The 17,462-nt window shown below is 68.1% G+C and carries 15 protein-coding genes and 1 tRNA gene; 14 read left to right on the plus strand and 2 right to left on the minus strand.

What is annotated here, in order from left to right:
- Nucleotides 1-117 precede the first annotated feature (117 nt).
- The 7 genes from ACIQFX_RS32885 (at nucleotide 118) to ACIQFX_RS32915 (ending at nucleotide 5,733) form a co-directional block, all read left to right on the plus strand.
- The gene (locus ACIQFX_RS32885) at nucleotides 118-369 is read left to right on the plus strand and encodes a hypothetical protein (RefSeq protein ID WP_402470804.1); all 252 of its coding nucleotides are present in this window, start codon (nucleotides 118-120) and stop codon (nucleotides 367-369) included.
- A gap of 23 nt (nucleotides 370-392) precedes the next feature.
- The gene (locus tag ACIQFX_RS32890) at nucleotides 393-587 is read left to right on the plus strand and encodes a hypothetical protein (protein ID WP_033206753.1); all 195 of its coding nucleotides are present in this window, start codon (nucleotides 393-395) and stop codon (nucleotides 585-587) included.
- Between the two features lie 15 nt (nucleotides 588-602).
- A complete protein-coding gene (locus ACIQFX_RS32895; protein ID WP_402470807.1) occupies nucleotides 603-1,211 on the plus strand; it encodes a hypothetical protein in 609 nt (202 codons plus the stop codon).
- Between the two features lie 3 nt (nucleotides 1,212-1,214).
- Nucleotides 1,215-1,673 carry a hypothetical protein gene (locus tag ACIQFX_RS32900; RefSeq protein ID WP_402470809.1) on the plus strand — a complete coding sequence of 153 codons (459 nt, stop codon included), beginning with the start codon at nucleotides 1,215-1,217 and terminating at the stop codon, nucleotides 1,671-1,673.
- An 86-nt stretch (nucleotides 1,674-1,759) separates the two neighbouring features.
- On the plus strand, nucleotides 1,760-3,739 hold the full coding sequence (locus tag ACIQFX_RS32905) for a DUF3987 domain-containing protein (RefSeq protein WP_402470812.1): 1,980 nt from the start codon (nucleotides 1,760-1,762) through the stop codon (nucleotides 3,737-3,739).
- 354 nt (nucleotides 3,740-4,093) lie between these two features.
- Nucleotides 4,094-4,264 carry a helix-turn-helix transcriptional regulator gene (locus tag ACIQFX_RS32910; protein WP_376317246.1) on the plus strand — a complete coding sequence of 57 codons (171 nt, stop codon included), beginning with the start codon at nucleotides 4,094-4,096 and terminating at the stop codon, nucleotides 4,262-4,264.
- Nucleotides 4,261-5,733, plus strand: coding sequence for a tyrosine-type recombinase/integrase (locus ACIQFX_RS32915; RefSeq protein ID WP_402470813.1), 1,473 nt, complete (start codon nucleotides 4,261-4,263; stop codon nucleotides 5,731-5,733). The genes ACIQFX_RS32910 and ACIQFX_RS32915 overlap by 4 nt, the downstream gene beginning before the upstream one ends.
- Before the next feature lie 12 nt (nucleotides 5,734-5,745).
- Here the strand turns inward: ACIQFX_RS32915 and ACIQFX_RS32920 are convergent, their stop codons facing one another.
- Nucleotides 5,746-8,301, minus strand: a complete 2,556-nt coding sequence (locus ACIQFX_RS32920; RefSeq protein ID WP_402470814.1) for a tetratricopeptide repeat protein — start codon at nucleotides 8,299-8,301, stop codon at nucleotides 5,746-5,748.
- Between the two features lie 333 nt (nucleotides 8,302-8,634).
- Here ACIQFX_RS32920 and ACIQFX_RS32925 point away from each other — a divergent pair, with 333 nt between their 5' ends.
- On the plus strand, nucleotides 8,635-8,859 hold the full coding sequence (locus ACIQFX_RS32925) for a hypothetical protein (protein ID WP_402470817.1): 225 nt from the start codon (nucleotides 8,635-8,637) through the stop codon (nucleotides 8,857-8,859).
- 1,021 nt (nucleotides 8,860-9,880) lie between these two features.
- Here the strand turns inward: ACIQFX_RS32925 and ACIQFX_RS32930 are convergent.
- Nucleotides 9,881-9,952 (minus strand) — tRNA-Arg (locus tag ACIQFX_RS32930).
- A 171-nt stretch (nucleotides 9,953-10,123) separates the two neighbouring features.
- On the opposite strand from ACIQFX_RS32930, the gene ACIQFX_RS32935 reads away from it, so the two are divergent.
- From ACIQFX_RS32935 to thrB, 6 genes are all read left to right on the plus strand, one after another.
- The gene (locus tag ACIQFX_RS32935; protein ID WP_402470997.1) at nucleotides 10,124-10,780 is read left to right on the plus strand and encodes a response regulator; all 657 of its coding nucleotides are present in this window, start codon (nucleotides 10,124-10,126) and stop codon (nucleotides 10,778-10,780) included.
- A gap of 340 nt (nucleotides 10,781-11,120) precedes the next feature.
- Nucleotides 11,121-12,185, plus strand: coding sequence for an ArgS-related anticodon-binding protein NrtL (nrtL, locus tag ACIQFX_RS32940; RefSeq protein WP_402470819.1), 1,065 nt, complete (start codon nucleotides 11,121-11,123; stop codon nucleotides 12,183-12,185).
- 12 nt (nucleotides 12,186-12,197) lie between these two features.
- Entirely contained in the window at nucleotides 12,198-13,589 is a 1,392-nt protein-coding gene (gene lysA, locus ACIQFX_RS32945; RefSeq protein ID WP_402470822.1) for a diaminopimelate decarboxylase, read from the plus strand.
- Between the two features lie 140 nt (nucleotides 13,590-13,729).
- The gene (locus ACIQFX_RS32950) at nucleotides 13,730-15,022 is read left to right on the plus strand and encodes a homoserine dehydrogenase (protein WP_402470825.1); all 1,293 of its coding nucleotides are present in this window, start codon (nucleotides 13,730-13,732) and stop codon (nucleotides 15,020-15,022) included.
- Between the two features lie 6 nt (nucleotides 15,023-15,028).
- Nucleotides 15,029-16,099, plus strand: a complete 1,071-nt coding sequence (gene thrC / locus ACIQFX_RS32955; RefSeq protein ID WP_367822041.1) for a threonine synthase — start codon at nucleotides 15,029-15,031, stop codon at nucleotides 16,097-16,099.
- Between the two features lie 302 nt (nucleotides 16,100-16,401).
- Entirely contained in the window at nucleotides 16,402-17,319 is a 918-nt protein-coding gene (gene thrB, locus ACIQFX_RS32960) for a homoserine kinase (protein WP_376485080.1), read from the plus strand.
- The last annotated feature ends 143 nt before the right edge of the window (nucleotides 17,320-17,462 follow it).

Here is a 17,462-nt window from a genome sequence, read left to right on the forward strand (position 1 = left end):
CAGCAAGCCCCGCTAGGTCTAGCGGCACCGCTAGCACCCCATACCGCATCTGATCAGCGCGCTATTCCCTAGCGGGCTGACCTGCGCATACCCGGAAAACCGCCGGAGAGGCCCCTGATGACCCCCTTCCTCGCCGCTAGCGCACTCCTGCTCGCCGTCACAATCGGTTATGTCGCCCTGTGTGCGGCCTCGCCGTTCGGCAACTGCCGCAAGTGCAACGGACTCGGCTTCGCCCTCACGGCGGACCGCAAGGGCAAGCCCAAGCGCGGCAAGACCTGCCGCCGCTGCAAGGGCCACGGCATCCGCATCCGCGTCGGCCGCCACCTGTTCAACATCGCCGCCCGCGTCCACCGCGACGGCACCCGCTGACCCCACAACGACAGGAGCCCGAAATGAACTTCGAGATCTCCGCCGTCCTGCTCTTCGGCGCCGCGTCCGCCTTCGCCGTCAAGAGCAAGTCCTCCGGCGCCGGCGCCGCCATCGTGCTCTTCCTCTTCGGGTTCTTCGCCGCCGGGACCGGCGCGTACGAGCCGATCGCCAACCTCGTCCAGTCCTCCGCCACGGCCCTCTCCGACCTCGCCAACTAGCCGAAGGAGCCCGCGATGAACGAGCCGATCACCGCCCCGCACTGGCTCACCACGGCCCTGCCGAAGGTGGCCCCCGCCCTCGCCACGTCCACGGTCCTGGTCCTCGGCCGGATCTGGAACGCCAACGGCGCCGAACACTCCGTCGGCAACGCCGTCCTGATGGTCGTCCTCGCCGCCGGAGCGGCCACGGCTGGCGCCTTCGCCGCGGCCGGTCACCGCGGGGACAGCACCCTCGCCGGAGCCGCCTTCGCGACCTCGGGCGGCCTCGCCTTCGCCGGGGTCGCCGGATACGCCGACGGACTGTCCCTTCCGCTCCTGCTGTGGGTGCTCGCCACCGCCGTCGCCTACGGCCTCGCCGCCCGCTACTGGCGCACCGATCGCCGCGCCACCGTCGCTCACGAGCGGCACACGGCCGAGAGGCGCGAGGACCACGCCCACATCGAGCGCGTGGAAGCCCTGCGCGCCAGAGCCCAGATCGAGGCCGCCCGCACCGGCGCCCTCTACGCCGAGCAGCTCGCCACCGCCCTCCTGACGCGCGCGGCCCTGCCCGGCTTCGACCCGCAGGCCCTCACCCGCGCCGGACTGCCCGAACTCCCCGCCCCCGAGACCACCAAGGAGCACTGATCCATGTTCGAGATCCGAGTCATCTGCGACCCCCACGACACCGACCGGGTGACCGCCGCGCTCGGCGGCACCTTCGCCACGGGCGCCGTGCGCCAGTACGCCACCCGCGACGGCAAGCGCGAGCGCCTCTACCTCACCGCCGACCTCCGGGCCGAGCGGTGGCCGACGCCCGAGGACGCCTACGCGCTCGCCCCGAGCATCATCAGCGAGATCGGCTGGACCGCCCGCACCGCCGCAGACAAGCCGTTCGGCAAGGACATCGGCCGCGAGTTCTGGCTCCGCAAGGCCGCGCTCCTGGACCGCATCGCGCTGGGCGACGAGAGCGAGCGCGTACGGAGCGACGCGGCGGAGATGGCCACTGAGGCGGCCCGCCGCCTCATGGACACCGACGACACCGCGGTCATCTGCGACCCCCGCGCCTACGTCCGCCAGCAGTACGAGCAGTGGCTCAAGCAGAAGTAGCTGTGCCCGGGGCGGTCGCCTCTCACCACAAGACCGCGACCGCCCCGGCTCTCCGTCCCTTCGACAGAAACAGGAGAAACCCCAGCATGACACCTGAGCCCGCCCATGGGCAGTACGCCCCCGTGGTGCCGCTGCACAGCGTGCCCGGTGGCGTGGAGCGAATGGCACCGCACGACCGGGAAGCCGAACAGGCCGTCGTTGGCGCGCTCATGCTCGCGCCCGGCGTCATCGGCGACGTGAACGGCTCGATGGACCCGGCCGACCACTACGTGCCCGCCCACGAGACGATCCACCGCGCGATCCTCGCCCTGCACGCCCAGGGACAGCCCGTCGACCCGATCACCCTCGGGCACCACCTGGAGCAGACCGGCGAACTCGTCCGCGCGGGCGGCCGACCCTACCTCCACACCCTCATCCAGGCTGTGCCCTCCACGGCTAACGCCACCTACTACGCCGAGATCGTGCACGACCTCGCCCGGCGCCGCCGGAGCATCGAGGTCGGCACCCGCATCGTCCAGGCTGGCATGTCGGCCGAGGCCACCGAGGACGACCTCCGCGAGGCCCTCGCGCTCGGCGCCGCGACCGTCCCGGCCGCGTGGCCGGAGCCGATCCCGCTGGACCGGCAGCCGAAGCTGCCGCCGTTCCCCGTCCACGCCCTTCCCGGCTGGGTCTCGGACTTCGTCGTCGCGCTCGCCGAGGAGACGCAGACTCCGGTGGACCTCGCGGGCGCCCTCGCCCTCTCCGTCCTCGCGACCGCGGCCGGCGGCCGGGCCGTCGTCCAGGTACGCGGGCGGTGGCGCGAGCCCACGAACCTCTTTGTCGTCGTCGCTCTCGGCCCGGCCAACCGCAAGTCCGCCGTCTTCGCCGCCATGACCGCCCCGCTCTACGAGGCGGAGAACACGCTCGTGGAGGGCTCCAACCTCACGATCGTGGAGGCCGAGGTCACCGCCCGCATGGCCCGCGAGGCCGCCGACAAGGCCGCCGCCCAAGCCGCCAAGGCCGAGGGCCCCGAGCGGGACAGCCTGGTGGCCGAGGCGATCGGCCTCGCTCAGACCGCCGAGTCCCTGACCGTGCCGCCGCGCCCGCGGCTCCTCGCCGACGACGCCACCCCCGAGACCGTCACCACCCTGCTCGCCGAGCAGGGCGGCAGGCTCGCGGTCATGTCCGCCGAGGGCGGCATCTTCGACATCATCGCCGGGCGTTACTCCGGTGTGCCCAACATGGAGGTCTTCCTCAAGGGCCACGCCGGCGACCGGCTGCGCGTCGACCGCCGGACCCGCCAGGAGTTCATCGAGGCGCCCGCGCTCACCATGGGCCTCGCCGTCCAGCCCAGCGTCCTGGAGGACATCGGCAAGAACCGCGGCTTCGACGGGCGCGGCCTGCTCGCCCGTTTCCTCTACTGCCTGCCGGAATCCCTGGTCGGTTACCGGAAGATCGACCCGGAACCCGTTCCGCCCGCCGTGGCGGCGACGTACGAGCGGAACGTTTTCGCCCTCACGCTCAAGCTCGCGGACTGGACCGACCCCCTCGTGGTTCAGGTGGGCCCCGAGGCAGATGCCGCCCTGGTTGCGTACGCGGAACGCATCGAGCCGCAGCTCCGGGCGAAGGGTGGGCGTCTCGGGCACATCGGGAAGTGGGCGGGCAAGGTCATCGGCGCCACGGCCCGCATCGCCGGGCTCCTTCACCTGGCCGACCACATCGACGACGGCACCAACAAGCCCATCAGCGCGGCGACCATGCAGTCCGCGATCGAGTTGGCGGACTACTTCACCGCCCACGCTTTGAGCGTCTTCGACCTAATGGGCGCAGATGCCACCCTCGCCCGCGCCCGTACCCTCCTGTCAGTCCTGGAGGACAACGGCTGGGAGAGCGTCAGCCGACGCGACCTGTTCAGCAAGGTCTCGCGCTCCGCCTTCCCCACGGTCGCCGAGCTGGAGCCTGCCGCCGCCGTCCTGGAGGACCACGGCTACATCCGGATCGAGACCCCGCCCCGGACAGGCAAGCGAGGCCGCCCGCCGGCGCCCCGCTACTTCATCCACCCCTGCGTCCGAGGGACTCAGGCGTGAGCCACCGCGTGCTCTCCTGCCTTGGCCCCTTGCCGCGTAAATCGCAGAACCCGCAGAAGACCCCGGCCGCCCTCGCCCACCTGCGGCGACGGCCCCTCGACGTCGTCGCCGCAGAAGTCCCTGAAACATCCGCAGTAATGGGCACTCGGCTCCCGGGTCGTCCCGCCGTACTCATCGGCACCGGTTTCTGTGGCGATTCCCGAGACTTTTGCGGCAGCCACCGCCGCACTCTCGATGCCGCAGGTCAGACCTCAGATCCGCTGCAATCTGCGGCCTCCGCGGTTTTTGCGGCGCCCGTCAGTCCCGTACTGCTCAGCCAGATGAGGAGGACCCGAGCCCATGGCGCGTGACGAGATGCTCACCATCGACCAGGTCGTGGAGGAGATCGGAGTACCCCGCGCGACCTTCTACAGGTGGCGTCAGCTGAAGAAGGGCCCCAGGTCGATCAAGCTCCCGAACGGCTCCGTCCGCATCCGCCGCTCCGAGCTGGAGCGTTGGATCGAGACGCTGGAGGACGCAGCGTGACCCACCGCAAGACCAGCACGACGACGGGCGCCCGCAACAGCGGGCGCCCGCCCGTTTTCGAGGCCGCCACGCTCTCCACCGACGTCAGGGTGTGGAAGGTCAGCCAGGTACGCAGCAAGAAGGCGCCGTACCAACTCCGTTGGAAGGTCGCCGGCCAGGTGAAGACGGCCAGCTTCGCCACGGTCACCCTCGCCGAGAGCCGCCGCTCCGAACTGTGGCAGGCGATGCGAAGGGGCGAAGCCTTCGATGTCGGGACCGGGCTCCCGGAGTCCGAACTCCGGGCCGCGGCCGCGAAGGAGAACCAGCGCCCTGATCCGTCGTGGTGGGACTTCAGCCGCGAGTACATGGCGAGCCGCTGGCGCACGGCGGCGGCCAAAACGCGGGAGGGCCTCGCCGACAGCCTCGCCACGGTGGCGCTCGCGATGGTGGAGGCCGGGAAGAAGGCGCCGGAGCCGGAGCTGATCCGGCTCGCGATGCGGTGGACGGTGGTTCCGGCCCACCGCGATGAGGAGCCACCCCGCGAGCTGGCCGAGGCCTGCCAGTGGCTTCAGCACCGCTCGCTCCGGCTGTCGGCCCTCACGGACCCGAAGGTGGTCCGGGACGTGCAGTACCGGCTTTCCTTCAAGCTGGACGACACCCCCGCGGCAGGGGAGACGTACAAGCGCCGGCGTCGCGGCTTCAACACGGCGATGGAGTACGCGATCGAGTGCGGCTACCTGGAGGAGAACCCGCTCCACGGCCTCAAGCGCTCCGGCCCGACGAAGGGCGATGTCGTCGACCCCCGGGTCCTGGTGAATCCGGCCCAGGGCGCCGAACTGCTGACGGCGGTCTCGTACGTAGGCTCCGTCCACCGCAACCGCGGTCGCCGCCTCGTCGCGTTTTTTGCCTGCCAGCTCTACGCGGCGATGAGACCGGCCGAGGCGGTCGGCCTTAGAGAGAAGGACTGCTATCTCCCCGACACTGGATGGGGAACCCTCACGTTGAGGGAGACCCGGCCGGTGTCAGGGAAACGGTGGACAGACTCAGGGGAGCGCCACGATAAGCGTGGCCTCAAGGCTCGTGCGCCTAAGGCGGAACGCCCGGTCCCTATCCCGCCTCTCCTGGTCATGATGCTCCGAGCGCATCTGGAGGAGTTCGGCACTGTGGCGGACGGCCGTCTCTTCGCAAGCGAGCACGGCGGGGTTCTTGGCACCTCCAGCTACTGGAGGGTCTGGCAGGATGCCCGTCTGCTCGCTCTGCCGCCGGGCAAGACTGAATCTCCACTCGCTCGACGGCCGTACGACTTGCGACATACGTGCATAACGATGTGGCTGAACGCTGGAGTACCTGTCGCCGAGGTTGCCCGGCGCGCAGGAAACTCCCCGGACGTAATTCACCGGAGGTATGAGGGATGTATCGACGGGCAGGAGGAACTGAACAATGAACGGATCGAGAGGTCCATGAGTGTAGGCCATCGACGGCTGGCTTAGGCTTCGGACAGGCTAACGACTCTCGCGCGTGAGGCGTTCGTAAATATGGATAAGGTCTCCTGGGCTTATTTTGCCAAGAAGCCATGCGAGATCTCGCCAGCGGCAAAGTCGCAGTGCAGACACCAATGCTTTCCTGGCGTTCTCGGCCTCCGCAGCGATTGCGCACTGCGCTTTAGCTTGCACGTCGGGTGACGCTAGTGAGGCGGCGAGTTGTGCTGCGAGATGGAACTCACCTATCTCGGAGAGGTCTTGCACCACCTCGAAGGTGGATTCTGCTCGAAGGTCAGATTCGGTGAGAGATGAGACGATATCTCGCGCAGAGTGGAATTCTCCTATCTTGCAAAAAGTCTTTGCCGCGGTCGTCATTACATGAGCTTGAACTTCCAAGTCGGTTAGACTTCGCGCGATTTTGACGGCTTCTTCGGCGAGGTGGAGGGCGCGCTCTTTCTGCCCTGCTTCTGCTGTAGCCTGTGCGGCGGCCGCTAGAACCACTGAATGTGTTTCTGGGTCGGCTAGGGCCTGCGCGATTTTGACGGCTTCTTCGGCGAGGTGGAGGGCGCGCTCTTTCTGGCCTGCCTCTGCTGTAGCCTGCGCGGCCGCCGCTAGAGCAGTGGATCGGACCTTTGGTTTGCTTAGCGCCCGCGAGGCCGCGACAGCCTCGTCGGCAAGCTGATCCGCAACACTAATATCACCCGATCGGGCGCGGATGGATGAGATGTGTGCGAGAGCGAAGGCCTTTCTGTGAGATGTTTTCAACCGGCGCACTTGCTCGAGAGCCTTCTCGGAGTGACTCGTCCAGGCCGTGGCCTCTGAGGCCAAATCAATTATCTTGTTCCGTATCGTGGGGTCCAGATTTGGAGTCTCCGCGTGCTTGTTCATCCTGTCAATTACCGGCAATGCATCATCTGGCGATGCGGACTCGGCGAGCGCCAGCGCGATATCGCTCAGGGCCCAGGGGTCATCGGCTACGTTCTGACCCAGAGAGCGACTAAGGTCAGTGATTTCGTCGGCGAGTCGCAGACCCCGACTGAGATCACCCGACTTGGCGATCTCGGTAGCGATTTCAATCATCGCCTCCACCCTGTGCCTTTGATCTTCGATGCCACTTGCGAGATCTAGAGCATCATCGCATCTCTTAGCCTTGGAAAGCTCCTTAGCTACCGCGCTGAGAGCTCTGGATCGCTGCTGACTGTCGCCAATTTCCTTGGCAACTGAAGTAGCCTTCTCGTAGTCGCCAGATGACGCGATTTCCTCTGCGATGTATGCATGCGTCATCGCTTGCCAGGAATCGTTGCCCATGTTGTTGACGACTTCTGCGGAGTGGCCAAAGTATCGTGCTTTCGCGAAAGTTTGCGCGACAGCCGAGAGGGCGAATGTGCGATTCTTGTCTGCTGGTGCAGAAAGTGCCACATTGTAGGCTTCGTCTGTGACGACAGCGGACCAGTCAAGCTGCTCTGCGTCTATCAGTGCCTCACCGGTGGCAGCTAGCGAATGAGCTTTCTTGTTTGGATTCTCGATCGAGCGGCTCGCGGCGATAGCATCCCGAATCAGCTTCGATGCTTTTGCAGGGAGCCCTGCCTTATAGAACTCTTTGGCAATCTGCGCCAAGGCACGTGCTCTCTGGGGCTTATTTACTATCTCGTAGGTGATCTCAGTTGAACGTTGCAGGTCCCCCAAACGTGCAGCAATGGTCGCGATAGACGCGACTGTGTGGGCGCGTTCCTCCTCTCCGACGATTTTTTCGGTCTGGCTTGCTGCGAGATCCCAATCGCCGAGGTGCGCGAATGCTCTAGAAATGAGCGCATGGGTCTCGTTGTCTGCGTCAATCGGATCGATGGAAGCGATTAGGTCGGAGGCCTCCTGTGCGTGTCGTGCGGCTCTAGAGGAATCCTTGCCCCTTATGTAGGCGTGTGCAATCGCGGCACAATGATATGCCTGGTCACTTGGGTCGGGTACGGAAAGAGTAAGGCCGTACGCTTCGTTAATTAGTGACAGAAAGCTGTCAAGTTCTCCCATCTCATGCATGGTGTCCCCGATGGAGAGAAGTGCCTCAATTGTCCGGTCGCGGGAATCTTGCGCAAATGCGTGATTTACTGCTCGCTCGACCATGCCCAATCGAGCCCACAGGGAGAACAACTCGTCAGGTAGATACCTGTTGCTTTCGTGGAGGGAATCGCGGTGAAATGCGAGCTGGCTAGCAGACCTCAAAAGCGTTGCGCTGACGCCATCGGTGTTCGCCATTAGATCGAAGGACGACTCGATTTCGGTGAGTGCCGCTAGATCTGTGCCCGATTTTTTCCTCAGGCACCTGTGCCGGTGCTCGCTGGTCGCCAGTGAGATCAAACGTCTGAGGTCGCCGGTTTCCCGGAGAACCTTTGGATACCCGCGGAGGAGGTAATCAGGTGAATTTGGCGGCCAATTCTGGGAGTGATAGCGATCGGCCCATGTGTGAAGGCGCTGGCGGAACTCGCTGAGTTCAGTAGCCGATATAAGGGATAGCGCGGTCTGTTGCAATTCTTCATGGCCCAGGAGGTAGACGTCCTCGCCTGTATCCGGTGCCTGCCCCACAGGCTGCCAAGCCGACTTGCTAGTTCGGAAGACCCGCCCGGTCACTGTGCACAGGTGTCGTTCCACCATGCGGGGCGTCGTGTGAGCCAGGTGCGCTAGGTCTGCTGAGCTGAGTCCACCACCAGCGGCCGTGATCAAAGCAAGCAGTTCGTGACCTAGTGTGCCGGGCTGCAGTAGTCGTAAGAGATCGGCTTCCGCGTCGCGCCGCACTGCCTCAGCATGTTTCGAGACAGCCAGCGCATGGGCGTTGACCAGGCTGCGAATCGGGTGACCCTTAGGGACATCGTCTGGTACCGGAGGGTGAGGGCGTCCCGCGATGAGGATGCGTGAGCCATGAGGCGGCTCGGAGGGCAGCAGCGCGGCAATGCTGTAGCTCTCGGGCCCAGCAACAACGCCTCGGTCTTCATCAAGGCCGTCGACCAGCACGATGAGACGGTTACCTTGGGCGGCGCACCGCTCGGCCGCGCGTTCCCAAGCGGTCAGGAGTTGCTCATCGCGAGTGTGCTCGGTTACTGGCGGCTCTTCTTCCCCGAGGATGGCGTACAGCTGGCGCTGTAGGACTTCACAGAAGGCGCTGCGATCGCTCTGACCGGCCAGGCGGGCGGTGATGAAGAACGCTACTAGTTCGACTCCCGCGGGCGGATGGAGGGCGAAGTGCGCCATGAGAGCGGTCTTGCCGGCCCATGCTGGCGCTTGCCACCGCCAGTACGCAGCTCCGTCTGGGACCGTACAGAACAACGACATCCGGGCAAGCTCATCCTGGCGACCTTGGAAGTGGGCTGCCCCCAGTCGTCGCACCTGGTGTAGGTAGCCTGCCTGAGCCGACCGGCGAGCCGGAACGTTGATGTTGACGACAATGCCTGAGTTGGCGAAGGCGCCGGCCCCATTCGCCTCTGCTTGGCCTGTTCCCTTGGCAGACAACCTCTGCGGTGGCGACCCCACTTGGGCCCACCTCCTCTCCTGCTCCTCATGATGCGGAGCGACCGGGCTGCGACGTTTGGCAAGTGATGCGCCGTGCGCTTACCTACTGCACACGAATGCCAGTGTTCGCTTCTCCGCCGTCCCCCTCAGCATCGCCGGTTCGCTCGACGGACACTTCGCCGTGTGTGGCTCCCGCGTCGTGGATGCCTGTGTTGGCGTTCCCTCCATTCCTGGCCTTGGCTGCCCCAGTCGCGGTGACTCTGATCTGCCGGCTCCGCCCACCGCTCATCGACGCCCAGATTGCTGTCCCTAGCCCGGCCACGCTTACGAGGGCGGAAGCCACCCCGGCGATCTGACCCGCCCGATCCCAAGTAACCAGGGAGAACACACCTGCAAGGACTCCGACGAGGAGAGCCGTTGCGCCTACGACCACACGCTGTCCGCTACTCATCCCGTCATCATGACCTTGTCGGTCAGGCGGCGAGGGCGTTTTCCGCTCTGAGAGCGCTGGCGAATGAGTGGCGAACGTTTCACGCACCACTCACTCGCGACCAGTGACACACAACGATGAAGGGCCGGACTCAGTGAGACTGAGTCCGGCCCTTCATCTTCGGCACTTCAGCAGGTCAGCGGGTTGATCAGGCTGTCCGAGCTGGAGTGCCCCCGGCAGGATTCGAACCTGCGCACACGGCTCCGGAGGCCGTTGCTCTATCCCCTGAGCTACGGGGGCGTTCGTCGCTGTGGTTGTGGCGACGGGTAGAACCCTACCAGCTTGGGGGGTGTGCCTGTGAACAGGGATTTCGGGGGTGTCATGGGGGGTGGGGTCCCTCGCACGGGTCAGAAGTGGGTAAAACCCGGACGCAGCTGGTGGGCGGGTCCTACTCTCGTGGGTGTGTCAGGCATGTCCGGTCGGGTGCTCGTTGTCGATGACAACAAGGTGATCCGGCAGTTGATCAGGGTCAATCTCGAACTCGAGGGGTTCGAGGTCGTGACCGCGGCCGATGGTGCCGAGTGTCTGGATGTCGTGCATCGGGTTTGTCCTGATGTCGTCACCCTGGACGTCGTCATGCCCCGCTTGGACGGGATCAGGACCGCGGAGCGACTGCGGGCGGATCCGCGGACCAGTCATCTGCCGGTGGCGATCATCAGTGCGTGCGGAGAACACGATGCGGCCGCCGGGGCCGTGTCCGGTGTCGATGCCTTTCTCGCGAAGCCCTTCGAGCCTTCCGAGCTCGTGCGCGTGGTGCGTCAGTTGATGCATCGCGAGCGACGAGAGCGGAGGGAAACGAACGGGCAGGACGGGGGAGAGGAGCCGGCCGCAGCCGGCGTACGGCAGGAATCGAGCGGTGGGCCGGACGGTGGGAAGGTCCGGCAGGACTCCGGCGGTGGGCGCGAACGTGCGTCCACATGGCAGGACCAGGCGCCGACCCCGGCCCCGCCCCCGGCACCGACCTCGGTCCTGGCCCCGGTCCCGGCGCAGCCCCAGGTCCAGTCACCGGACCAGGCCTCCGGCGGGAGGCAGGACACCGCCGGACTGTTGGACAAGTTCGGACGATAGGCCGGGGCCAGGCCAGAACCGGGGCCAGGGCCAGGGCTAGAGCCGGGGTCAGGCCAGAACCGGGGCCGGGTCCGTGGCCAGGCCGGGCCTGTGGCCGGGGCCGGACCGAGGCGGAGTGACTCGTCGGAGCCCGTACTCCGGTGTGCGTGCGAGATCCCGTCCCCTGACCCGAGTGACGCACCCCGTACCCCGACCTGAGTGACGCACCCCGTCCCCTGACCCGAGTGACGCACCCCGTCCCCCGGCGCAGCGGACCGCAAGGTTGCTGGTCGTGGGTGTGGGTGACCGGATGGCGAAACCGGTTCGCGTGGGGCCCCCCCTTCTCCCCTAGGCTGGGAGCGTGACCCCCGCGGACCTGTCCCTGACCGTGCTGCACGCCGTGCGGCGTGCGGTCGACGACGGTGCGTTGCGGGTCCAGGTGCCGTCCTCGGTGAAGGTCGAGAGGGCGAGGCCGGGGGGTGCGGGGGAGTACGCGAGCAATATCGCGTTGACGCTCGCGCGGCCGGCCGGGCGCAGTGGGCTCGAAGTCGCCGGGATCATCGAGGAGCGGCTGCGGGACGCGCCGGGGCTCGCGGGTGTGGAGATCACCGGGCCCGGGTTTCTGAACTTCACTCTTCGGGGCGATGTGAGGCGCGGGCTGGTCCGCGCGATCGTTGGTGCGGGGAGTGCGTACGGGCACGGCACCGCCCTCGCGGGGAGCCGCGTGCGCTTCGCCGAGGTGAGCGAGGCGCGGGCCGGGGTCGTCGTCGAGACCGTCGTGGGGCTGTTGAGGAGCCAGGGGGCGGACGCCGCGTACGGCGGCGGTGACGAGCGGATGTACGTGCGTCCCGGGGCGTACGCGGTGGACGAGCTCGGGGTCGACGCCGCGCGGTGGTCGCTGTTGCGGGCCGCGCCGCAGGACCGGTCCCTGGAGGGCGCGCCGCTCCTCGTCCAGCACGAGCGCAACGGTCTGTTCCGGGTGCGGTACGCGCACTCGCGGGTGCGGAGGCTGCTGGTCAACGGCGAGCAGCTCGGTGTCACCCCCGCGTACGAGTACGAGCGTGAGAACGAGAACGAGTACGCGCACGAGCGCGAGCGCGAGAACGAGCGCACGTACACGCACGAGAACGCGCACGAGAACGCGCACGAGAACGTATACGCGTACGAGCGCGCCCTCCTCTCCGCCCTCGCCGACCACCCCCTCGTCCTGCTCGCCGCCGCGCGGCTTCGGGCGCCCGATCGGGTGGCGCGGCACTTGGAAGTGGTGGCGGATGCGCTGCTCGGGTTCCAGTACGCGGTGCTGCCGCTCGGGGGGGAGAAACCCTCGGCCGCCCATCGTTCCCGGCTGGCGGTTGCCGAAGCCGCCGGGACGGTGCTTGCCGGTGGCCTGTCCGTGCTCGGCATCAGCGCACCCGATCGGATTTGAAAGAGCAGACACATGAGCCGTTCCGCCCACCCCGCAGGCCCCCGTCACGCCGATGTCCTTCCCGAGGGCCACTACTCCGCGCCGCCCGCGGATCTGAACGAGCTCGACCCGAAGGTGTGGTCGAGGACCGTCGCGAGGGACGAGCGGGGGGTGGCGACGGTCGGGGGGATCGGCGTCGACGCGCTGGCCGAGGAGTTCGGGACGCCGGCGTACTTCCTGGACGAGACGGACTTCCGGGCGCGGTGCCGGGCGTGGGCGGAGGCGTTCGGCAAGGACGCGGACGTGTTCTACGCGGGCAAGGCGTTCCTGTCCCGGGCCATCGTGCGGTGGCTGAAGGAGGAGGGGCTGAACCTGGACGTGTGTTCCGGTGGTGAGCTGACGACGGCGCTGTCCGCCGGGATGCCCGCCGAGCGCATCGCGTTCCACGGGAACAACAAGAGCGAGGAGGAGATCCGTACGGCCGTGGAGGTCGGGGTCGGGCGGATCGTGCTCGACTCGTTCCAGGAGATCGTGCGGGTCGCCCACATCGCGCAGTCGCTGGGGAAGCGGCAGCGGGTACAGATCCGGGTGACGGTCGGCGTCGAGGCGCACACGCACGAGTTCATCGCCACCGCGCACGAGGACCAGAAGTTCGGCATCGCGCTGGCCGGCGGGCAGGCGGCGGAGGCGGTGCGGCGGGCGCTGAAGCTGGACGGCCTGGAGCTGATCGGCATCCACTCCCACATCGGCTCGCAGATCTTCGACATGGCGGGCTTCGAGGTGTCCGCCCGCCGTGTGGTGCAGCTGCTGGCCGAGGTGCGGGACGAGCACGGGGTGGAGCTGCCGGAGATCGACCTCGGTGGCGGCCTGGGCATCGCGTACACCTCCGACGACGACCCGCGCGAGCCGCACGAGATCGCCAAGGCGCTGAACGAGATCGTGGCGAGGGAGTGCGAGGCCGCGGGGCTGGCGACGCCCCGGATCTCGGTGGAGCCGGGCCGCGCGATCGTCGGGCCGACGGCCTTCACGCTCTACCGGGTGGGCACGATCAAGCCGCTCGAAGGGCTGCGGACGTACGTGAGCGTCGACGGCGGCATGTCGGACAACATCAGGACCGCGCTGTACGACGCCGAGTACAGCGTCAGTCTCGTGTCGCGGACCAGTGAGGCCGAGCCGATGCTGGCCCGTGTGGTGGGCAAGCACTGCGAGAGCGGCGACATCGTGGTGCGGGACGCGTTCCTGCCCTCGGACGTGGCGCCCGGCGATCTGATCGCGGTGCCGGCCACGGGGGCGTACTGCCGCTCGATGGCCAGCAACTACAACCACGCGCTCCGGCCGCCCGTCGTCGCGGTCCGCGACGGCGAGGCGCGGGTGATCGTGCGGCGCGAGACGGAGGAAGATCTCCTGCGCCTTGACGTGGGCTGACGAAATAGTCGCGTGGTGAAATAGTCGAGTGATGAAATCGATGTCTCAGGATCCGGACGAGGGGCGGAAACCCCCGTCCGGTGAGTGAGACTGGTTCCCACCGTAGAGATACGCAACAGAAGTACGAGAAACGAGGTCGGATGATGCGTACGCGTCCGCTGAAGGTGGCGCTGCTGGGCTGTGGAGTGGTCGGCTCAGAGGTGGCGCGCATCATGACGACGCACGCCGACGACCTCGCCGCGCGCATCGGCGCCCCGGTCGAGCTCGCCGGCGTGGCGGTCCGCCGCCCGGACAAGGTCCGCGAGGGCATCCCCGCGGAGCTGATCACCACCGACGCCACCGCCCTGGTCAAACGCGGCGACATCGACGTCGTCATCGAGGTCATCGGCGGCGTCGAGCCGGCCCGCACCCTCATCACCACCGCCTTCGAGCACGGCGCGTCCGTGGTCTCGGCGAACAAGGCGCTGCTCGCCCAGGACGGCGCGACGCTGTACGCCGCCGCCGAGAAGAACGGCCAGGACCTCTACTACGAGGCCGCCGTCGCGGGTGCGATCCCGCTGATCAGGCCGCTGCGCGAGTCCCTCGCCGGCGACAAGATCAACCGGGTCATGGGCATCGTCAACGGCACCACGAACTTCATCCTCGACAAGATGGACACGTCGGGTGCCGGCTACTCCGAGGCGCTCGACGAGGCCACCGCCCTCGGGTACGCCGAGGCCGACCCGACCGCGGACGTCGAGGGCTTCGACGCCGCCGCCAAGGCCGCCATCCTCGCCGGGATCGCGTTCCACACGCGCGTGCGCCTCGACGACGTCTACCGCGAGGGCATGACCGAGGTCACCGCCGCCGACTTCGCGTCCGCCAAGCAGATGGGCTGCACCATCAAGCTGCTCGCGATCTGCGAGCGGGCCGCGGACGGCGGGTCCGTCACCGCGCGCGTGCATCCGGCGATGATCCCGCTCAGCCACCCGCTGGCCTCCGTCCGCGAGGCGTACAACGCGGTCTTCGTCGAGGCCGACGCCGCCGGCCGCCTCATGTTCTACGGCCCCGGCGCCGGCGGTTCGCCGACCGCGTCGGCCGTGCTCGGCGACCTCGTCGCCGTGTGCCGCAACAAGCTCAACGAGGCCAACGGCCCCGGCGAGTCCGCGTACACCCAGCTGCCCGTCAGCTCCATGGGCGAGGTCGTCACGCGGTACCACATCAGCCTCGACGTGGCCGACAAGCCGGGCGTCCTCGCCCAGGTCGCGACGGTCTTCGCCGAGCACGGCGTATCCATCGATACGGTGCGCCAGCAGGGCAAGGACGGCGAGGCCTCCCTCGTCGTCGTCACCCACCGCGCGCCCGACGCCGCCCTCTCCGGGACCGTCGAGGCGCTGCGCAAGCTCGACACCGTGCGCGGTGTCGCCAGCATCATGCGTGTTGAAGGGGAGTAAGGACCCATGACCGACAAGGGCACCCACCAGTGGCGCGGCATCATCGAGGAGTACCGGGACCGCCTTCCGGTCACGGACACGACGCCGGTCGTCACGCTCCGTGAGGGCGGTACGCCGCTCGTCCCCGCTCAGGTTCTCTCCGAGCGCACGGGCTGCGAGGTGCACCTCAAGGTCGAGGGCGCCAACCCCACCGGCTCCTTCAAGGACCGGGGCATGACCATGGCCATCTCGAAGGCCAAGGAGGAGGGGGCGCAGGCCGTCATCTGCGCCTCCACCGGCAACACCTCCGCGTCGGCCGCGGCCTACGCGGTCCGCGCCGGCATGGTGTCGGCCGTCCTGGTGCCCCAGGGCAAGATCGCGCTCGGCAAGATGGGCCAGGCCCTGGTGCACGGCGCGAAGATCCTCCAGGTCGACGGCAACTTCGACGACTGCCTGACGCTGGCCCGCTCGCTCTCCGAGAACTACCCGGTGGCGCTGGTCAATTCGGTCAACCCGGTCCGCATCGAGGGCCAGAAGACCGCCGCGTTCGAGATCGTCGACATGCTCGGCGACGCCCCCGACATCCATGTGCTCCCCGTGGGCAACGCCGGCAACATCACGGCGTACTGGAAGGGGTACCGCGAGTACGCCGAGGACGGTCTCGCGACGCACCGGCCGCGCATGTGGGGCTTCCAGGCCTCCGGCTCCGCGCCGCTCGTGCGCGGCGAGGTCGTCAAGGACCCGTCGACGATCGCCACCGCGATCCGCATCGGCAACCCGGCCTCGTGGGACTACGCGATCGCCGCGCGCGACGAGTCGGGCGGCTTCATCGACGAGGTGACGGACCGTGAGATCCTGCAGGCCTACCGCCTGTTGGCGGCGCAGGAGGGCGTCTTCGTCGAGCCCGCCTCGGCCGCCTCGGTCGCCGGTCTGCTGAAGGCCGCCGCCCAGGGCAAGGTCGACCCGGGTCAGCGGATCGTCTGCACCGTGACCGGAAACGGTCTGAAGGACCCCGACTGGGCCGTGGCCGGCGCGCCGCAGCCGGTCACCGTCCCGGTCGACGCCGCGGCCGCCGCCGAGCGCCTCGGTCTGGCCTGATCTCACCCCCCTGTGCGGGGAAAGCCCTGATCGACAGCCGATCAGGAACGTACATAGGCGCACAGGTTGGCTCGCGACACGCATCGTGCGCCTCCTGTGCGCCCTATGTCGCCACAGAACCTTCCTTCGATAGGCTGTACCCAACCCGCCCCGACGCATATGCGCGGTGTCGTTGCCGTTGTCGCCTCCGTGGCCGAAACGGCCCCCGGGTTTTCGGGTGCGTCGCCCTCCGCGCTCGTTGTGCGAAGCCCCACCCGCTGTTCCAGATGTCTGTTGCCGCAATCAAGGAGAGTCAACGAGCGATGGCCGGTCCAGCGTTCCGCGCCGCCGCCGTACGGGTGCGCGTCCCCGCCACCAGCGCCAACCTCGGCCCGGGCTTCGACGCCTTCGGCCTGTCGCTGGGGCTCTACGACGACGTCGTCGTCCGGGTCGCCGACTCCGGGCTGCACGTCGACATCGCCGGTGAGGGCGCCGAGACGCTCCCGCGCGACGAGCGGCACCTGCTCGTACGCTCCCTGCGCACGGCCTTCGACCTGCTCGGCGGGCAGCCCCGCGGCCTCGAGGTCGTCTGCGCCAACCGCATCCCGCACGGCCGCGGCCTCGGCTCCTCCTCGGCCGCCATCTGCGCCGGCATCGTCGCCGCCCGCGCCGTGACCATAGGCGGGGACGCCAAGCTCGACGAGGCCGCCCTCCTCGAACTCGCCACCGAGATCGAGGGGCACCCCGACAACGTCGCTGCCTGTCTGCTCGGCGGATTCACGCTCGCCTGGACCGAGTCCGGCGCCGCGCGGGCGATCAGGATGGACCCTTCCGATTCCATCGTTCCGGTGGTTTTCGTCCCCGGGAAGCCCGTACTCACCGAGACCGCCCGCGGACTGCTGCCGCGCACCGTCCCGCACGTGGACGCCGCGGCCAACGCCGGGCGCGCCGCCCTCCTCGTCGAGGCCCTGACCCGCCGCCCCGAGCTGCTGCTGTCGGCCACCGAGGACCGGCTGCACCAGGAGTACCGGGCCCCCGCGATGCCGGAGAGCATCGCCCTCGTGAACCGGCTGCGGGCGGACGGCGTCCCCGCGGTCATCTCCGGCGCGGGCCCCACGGTGCTCGCGCTGGCCGAACACGGGACGGCCGACAAGGTCGCCCGACTGGCGGGCGAGGGCTGGGCCGCGAACCGGCTCGACCTCGACGCGTCCGGAGCGGTCGTGCTGCCGCTGGCGCCCTAGGGCGCGGCGGCGGGGGCGCCGGGCAGCGTCCCCCGTCGTGCTCCGGACACGAGATTGCCGGTGAGGGAGAGGGGGAATGTTTGTTGGAGCCGGTAGTGTTAACCTCAAGTCTGCACCCGACCTCTTTGTGGAGCGGTGCGGAG

It is taken from the genome of Streptomyces sp. NPDC093089 (assembly GCF_044754405.1).
In the GTDB taxonomy this organism is placed as follows: Bacteria; Actinomycetota; Actinomycetes; order Streptomycetales; family Streptomycetaceae; genus Streptomyces.

Coding starts and splice junctions, on each gene's coding strand:
- ACIQFX_RS32885 (WP_402470804.1), top strand. CDS start 118: ATGACCCCCTTCCTCGCCGCTAGCGCACTCCTGCTCGCCGTCACAATC.
- ACIQFX_RS32890 (WP_033206753.1), top strand. CDS start 393: ATGAACTTCGAGATCTCCGCCGTCCTGCTCTTCGGCGCCGCGTCCGCC.
- ACIQFX_RS32895 (WP_402470807.1), top strand. CDS start 603: ATGAACGAGCCGATCACCGCCCCGCACTGGCTCACCACGGCCCTGCCG.
- ACIQFX_RS32900 (WP_402470809.1), top strand. CDS start 1,215: ATGTTCGAGATCCGAGTCATCTGCGACCCCCACGACACCGACCGGGTG.
- ACIQFX_RS32905 (WP_402470812.1), top strand. CDS start 1,760: ATGACACCTGAGCCCGCCCATGGGCAGTACGCCCCCGTGGTGCCGCTG.
- ACIQFX_RS32910 (WP_376317246.1), top strand. CDS start 4,094: ATGCTCACCATCGACCAGGTCGTGGAGGAGATCGGAGTACCCCGCGCG.
- ACIQFX_RS32925 (WP_402470817.1), top strand. CDS start 8,635: ATGAGGCGGCTCGGAGGGCAGCAGCGCGGCAATGCTGTAGCTCTCGGG.
- ACIQFX_RS32935 (WP_402470997.1), top strand. CDS start 10,124: ATGTCCGGTCGGGTGCTCGTTGTCGATGACAACAAGGTGATCCGGCAG.
- lysA (WP_402470822.1), top strand. CDS start 12,198: ATGAGCCGTTCCGCCCACCCCGCAGGCCCCCGTCACGCCGATGTCCTT.
- ACIQFX_RS32950 (WP_402470825.1), top strand. CDS start 13,730: ATGATGCGTACGCGTCCGCTGAAGGTGGCGCTGCTGGGCTGTGGAGTG.
- thrC (WP_367822041.1), top strand. CDS start 15,029: ATGACCGACAAGGGCACCCACCAGTGGCGCGGCATCATCGAGGAGTAC.
- thrB (WP_376485080.1), top strand. CDS start 16,402: ATGGCCGGTCCAGCGTTCCGCGCCGCCGCCGTACGGGTGCGCGTCCCC.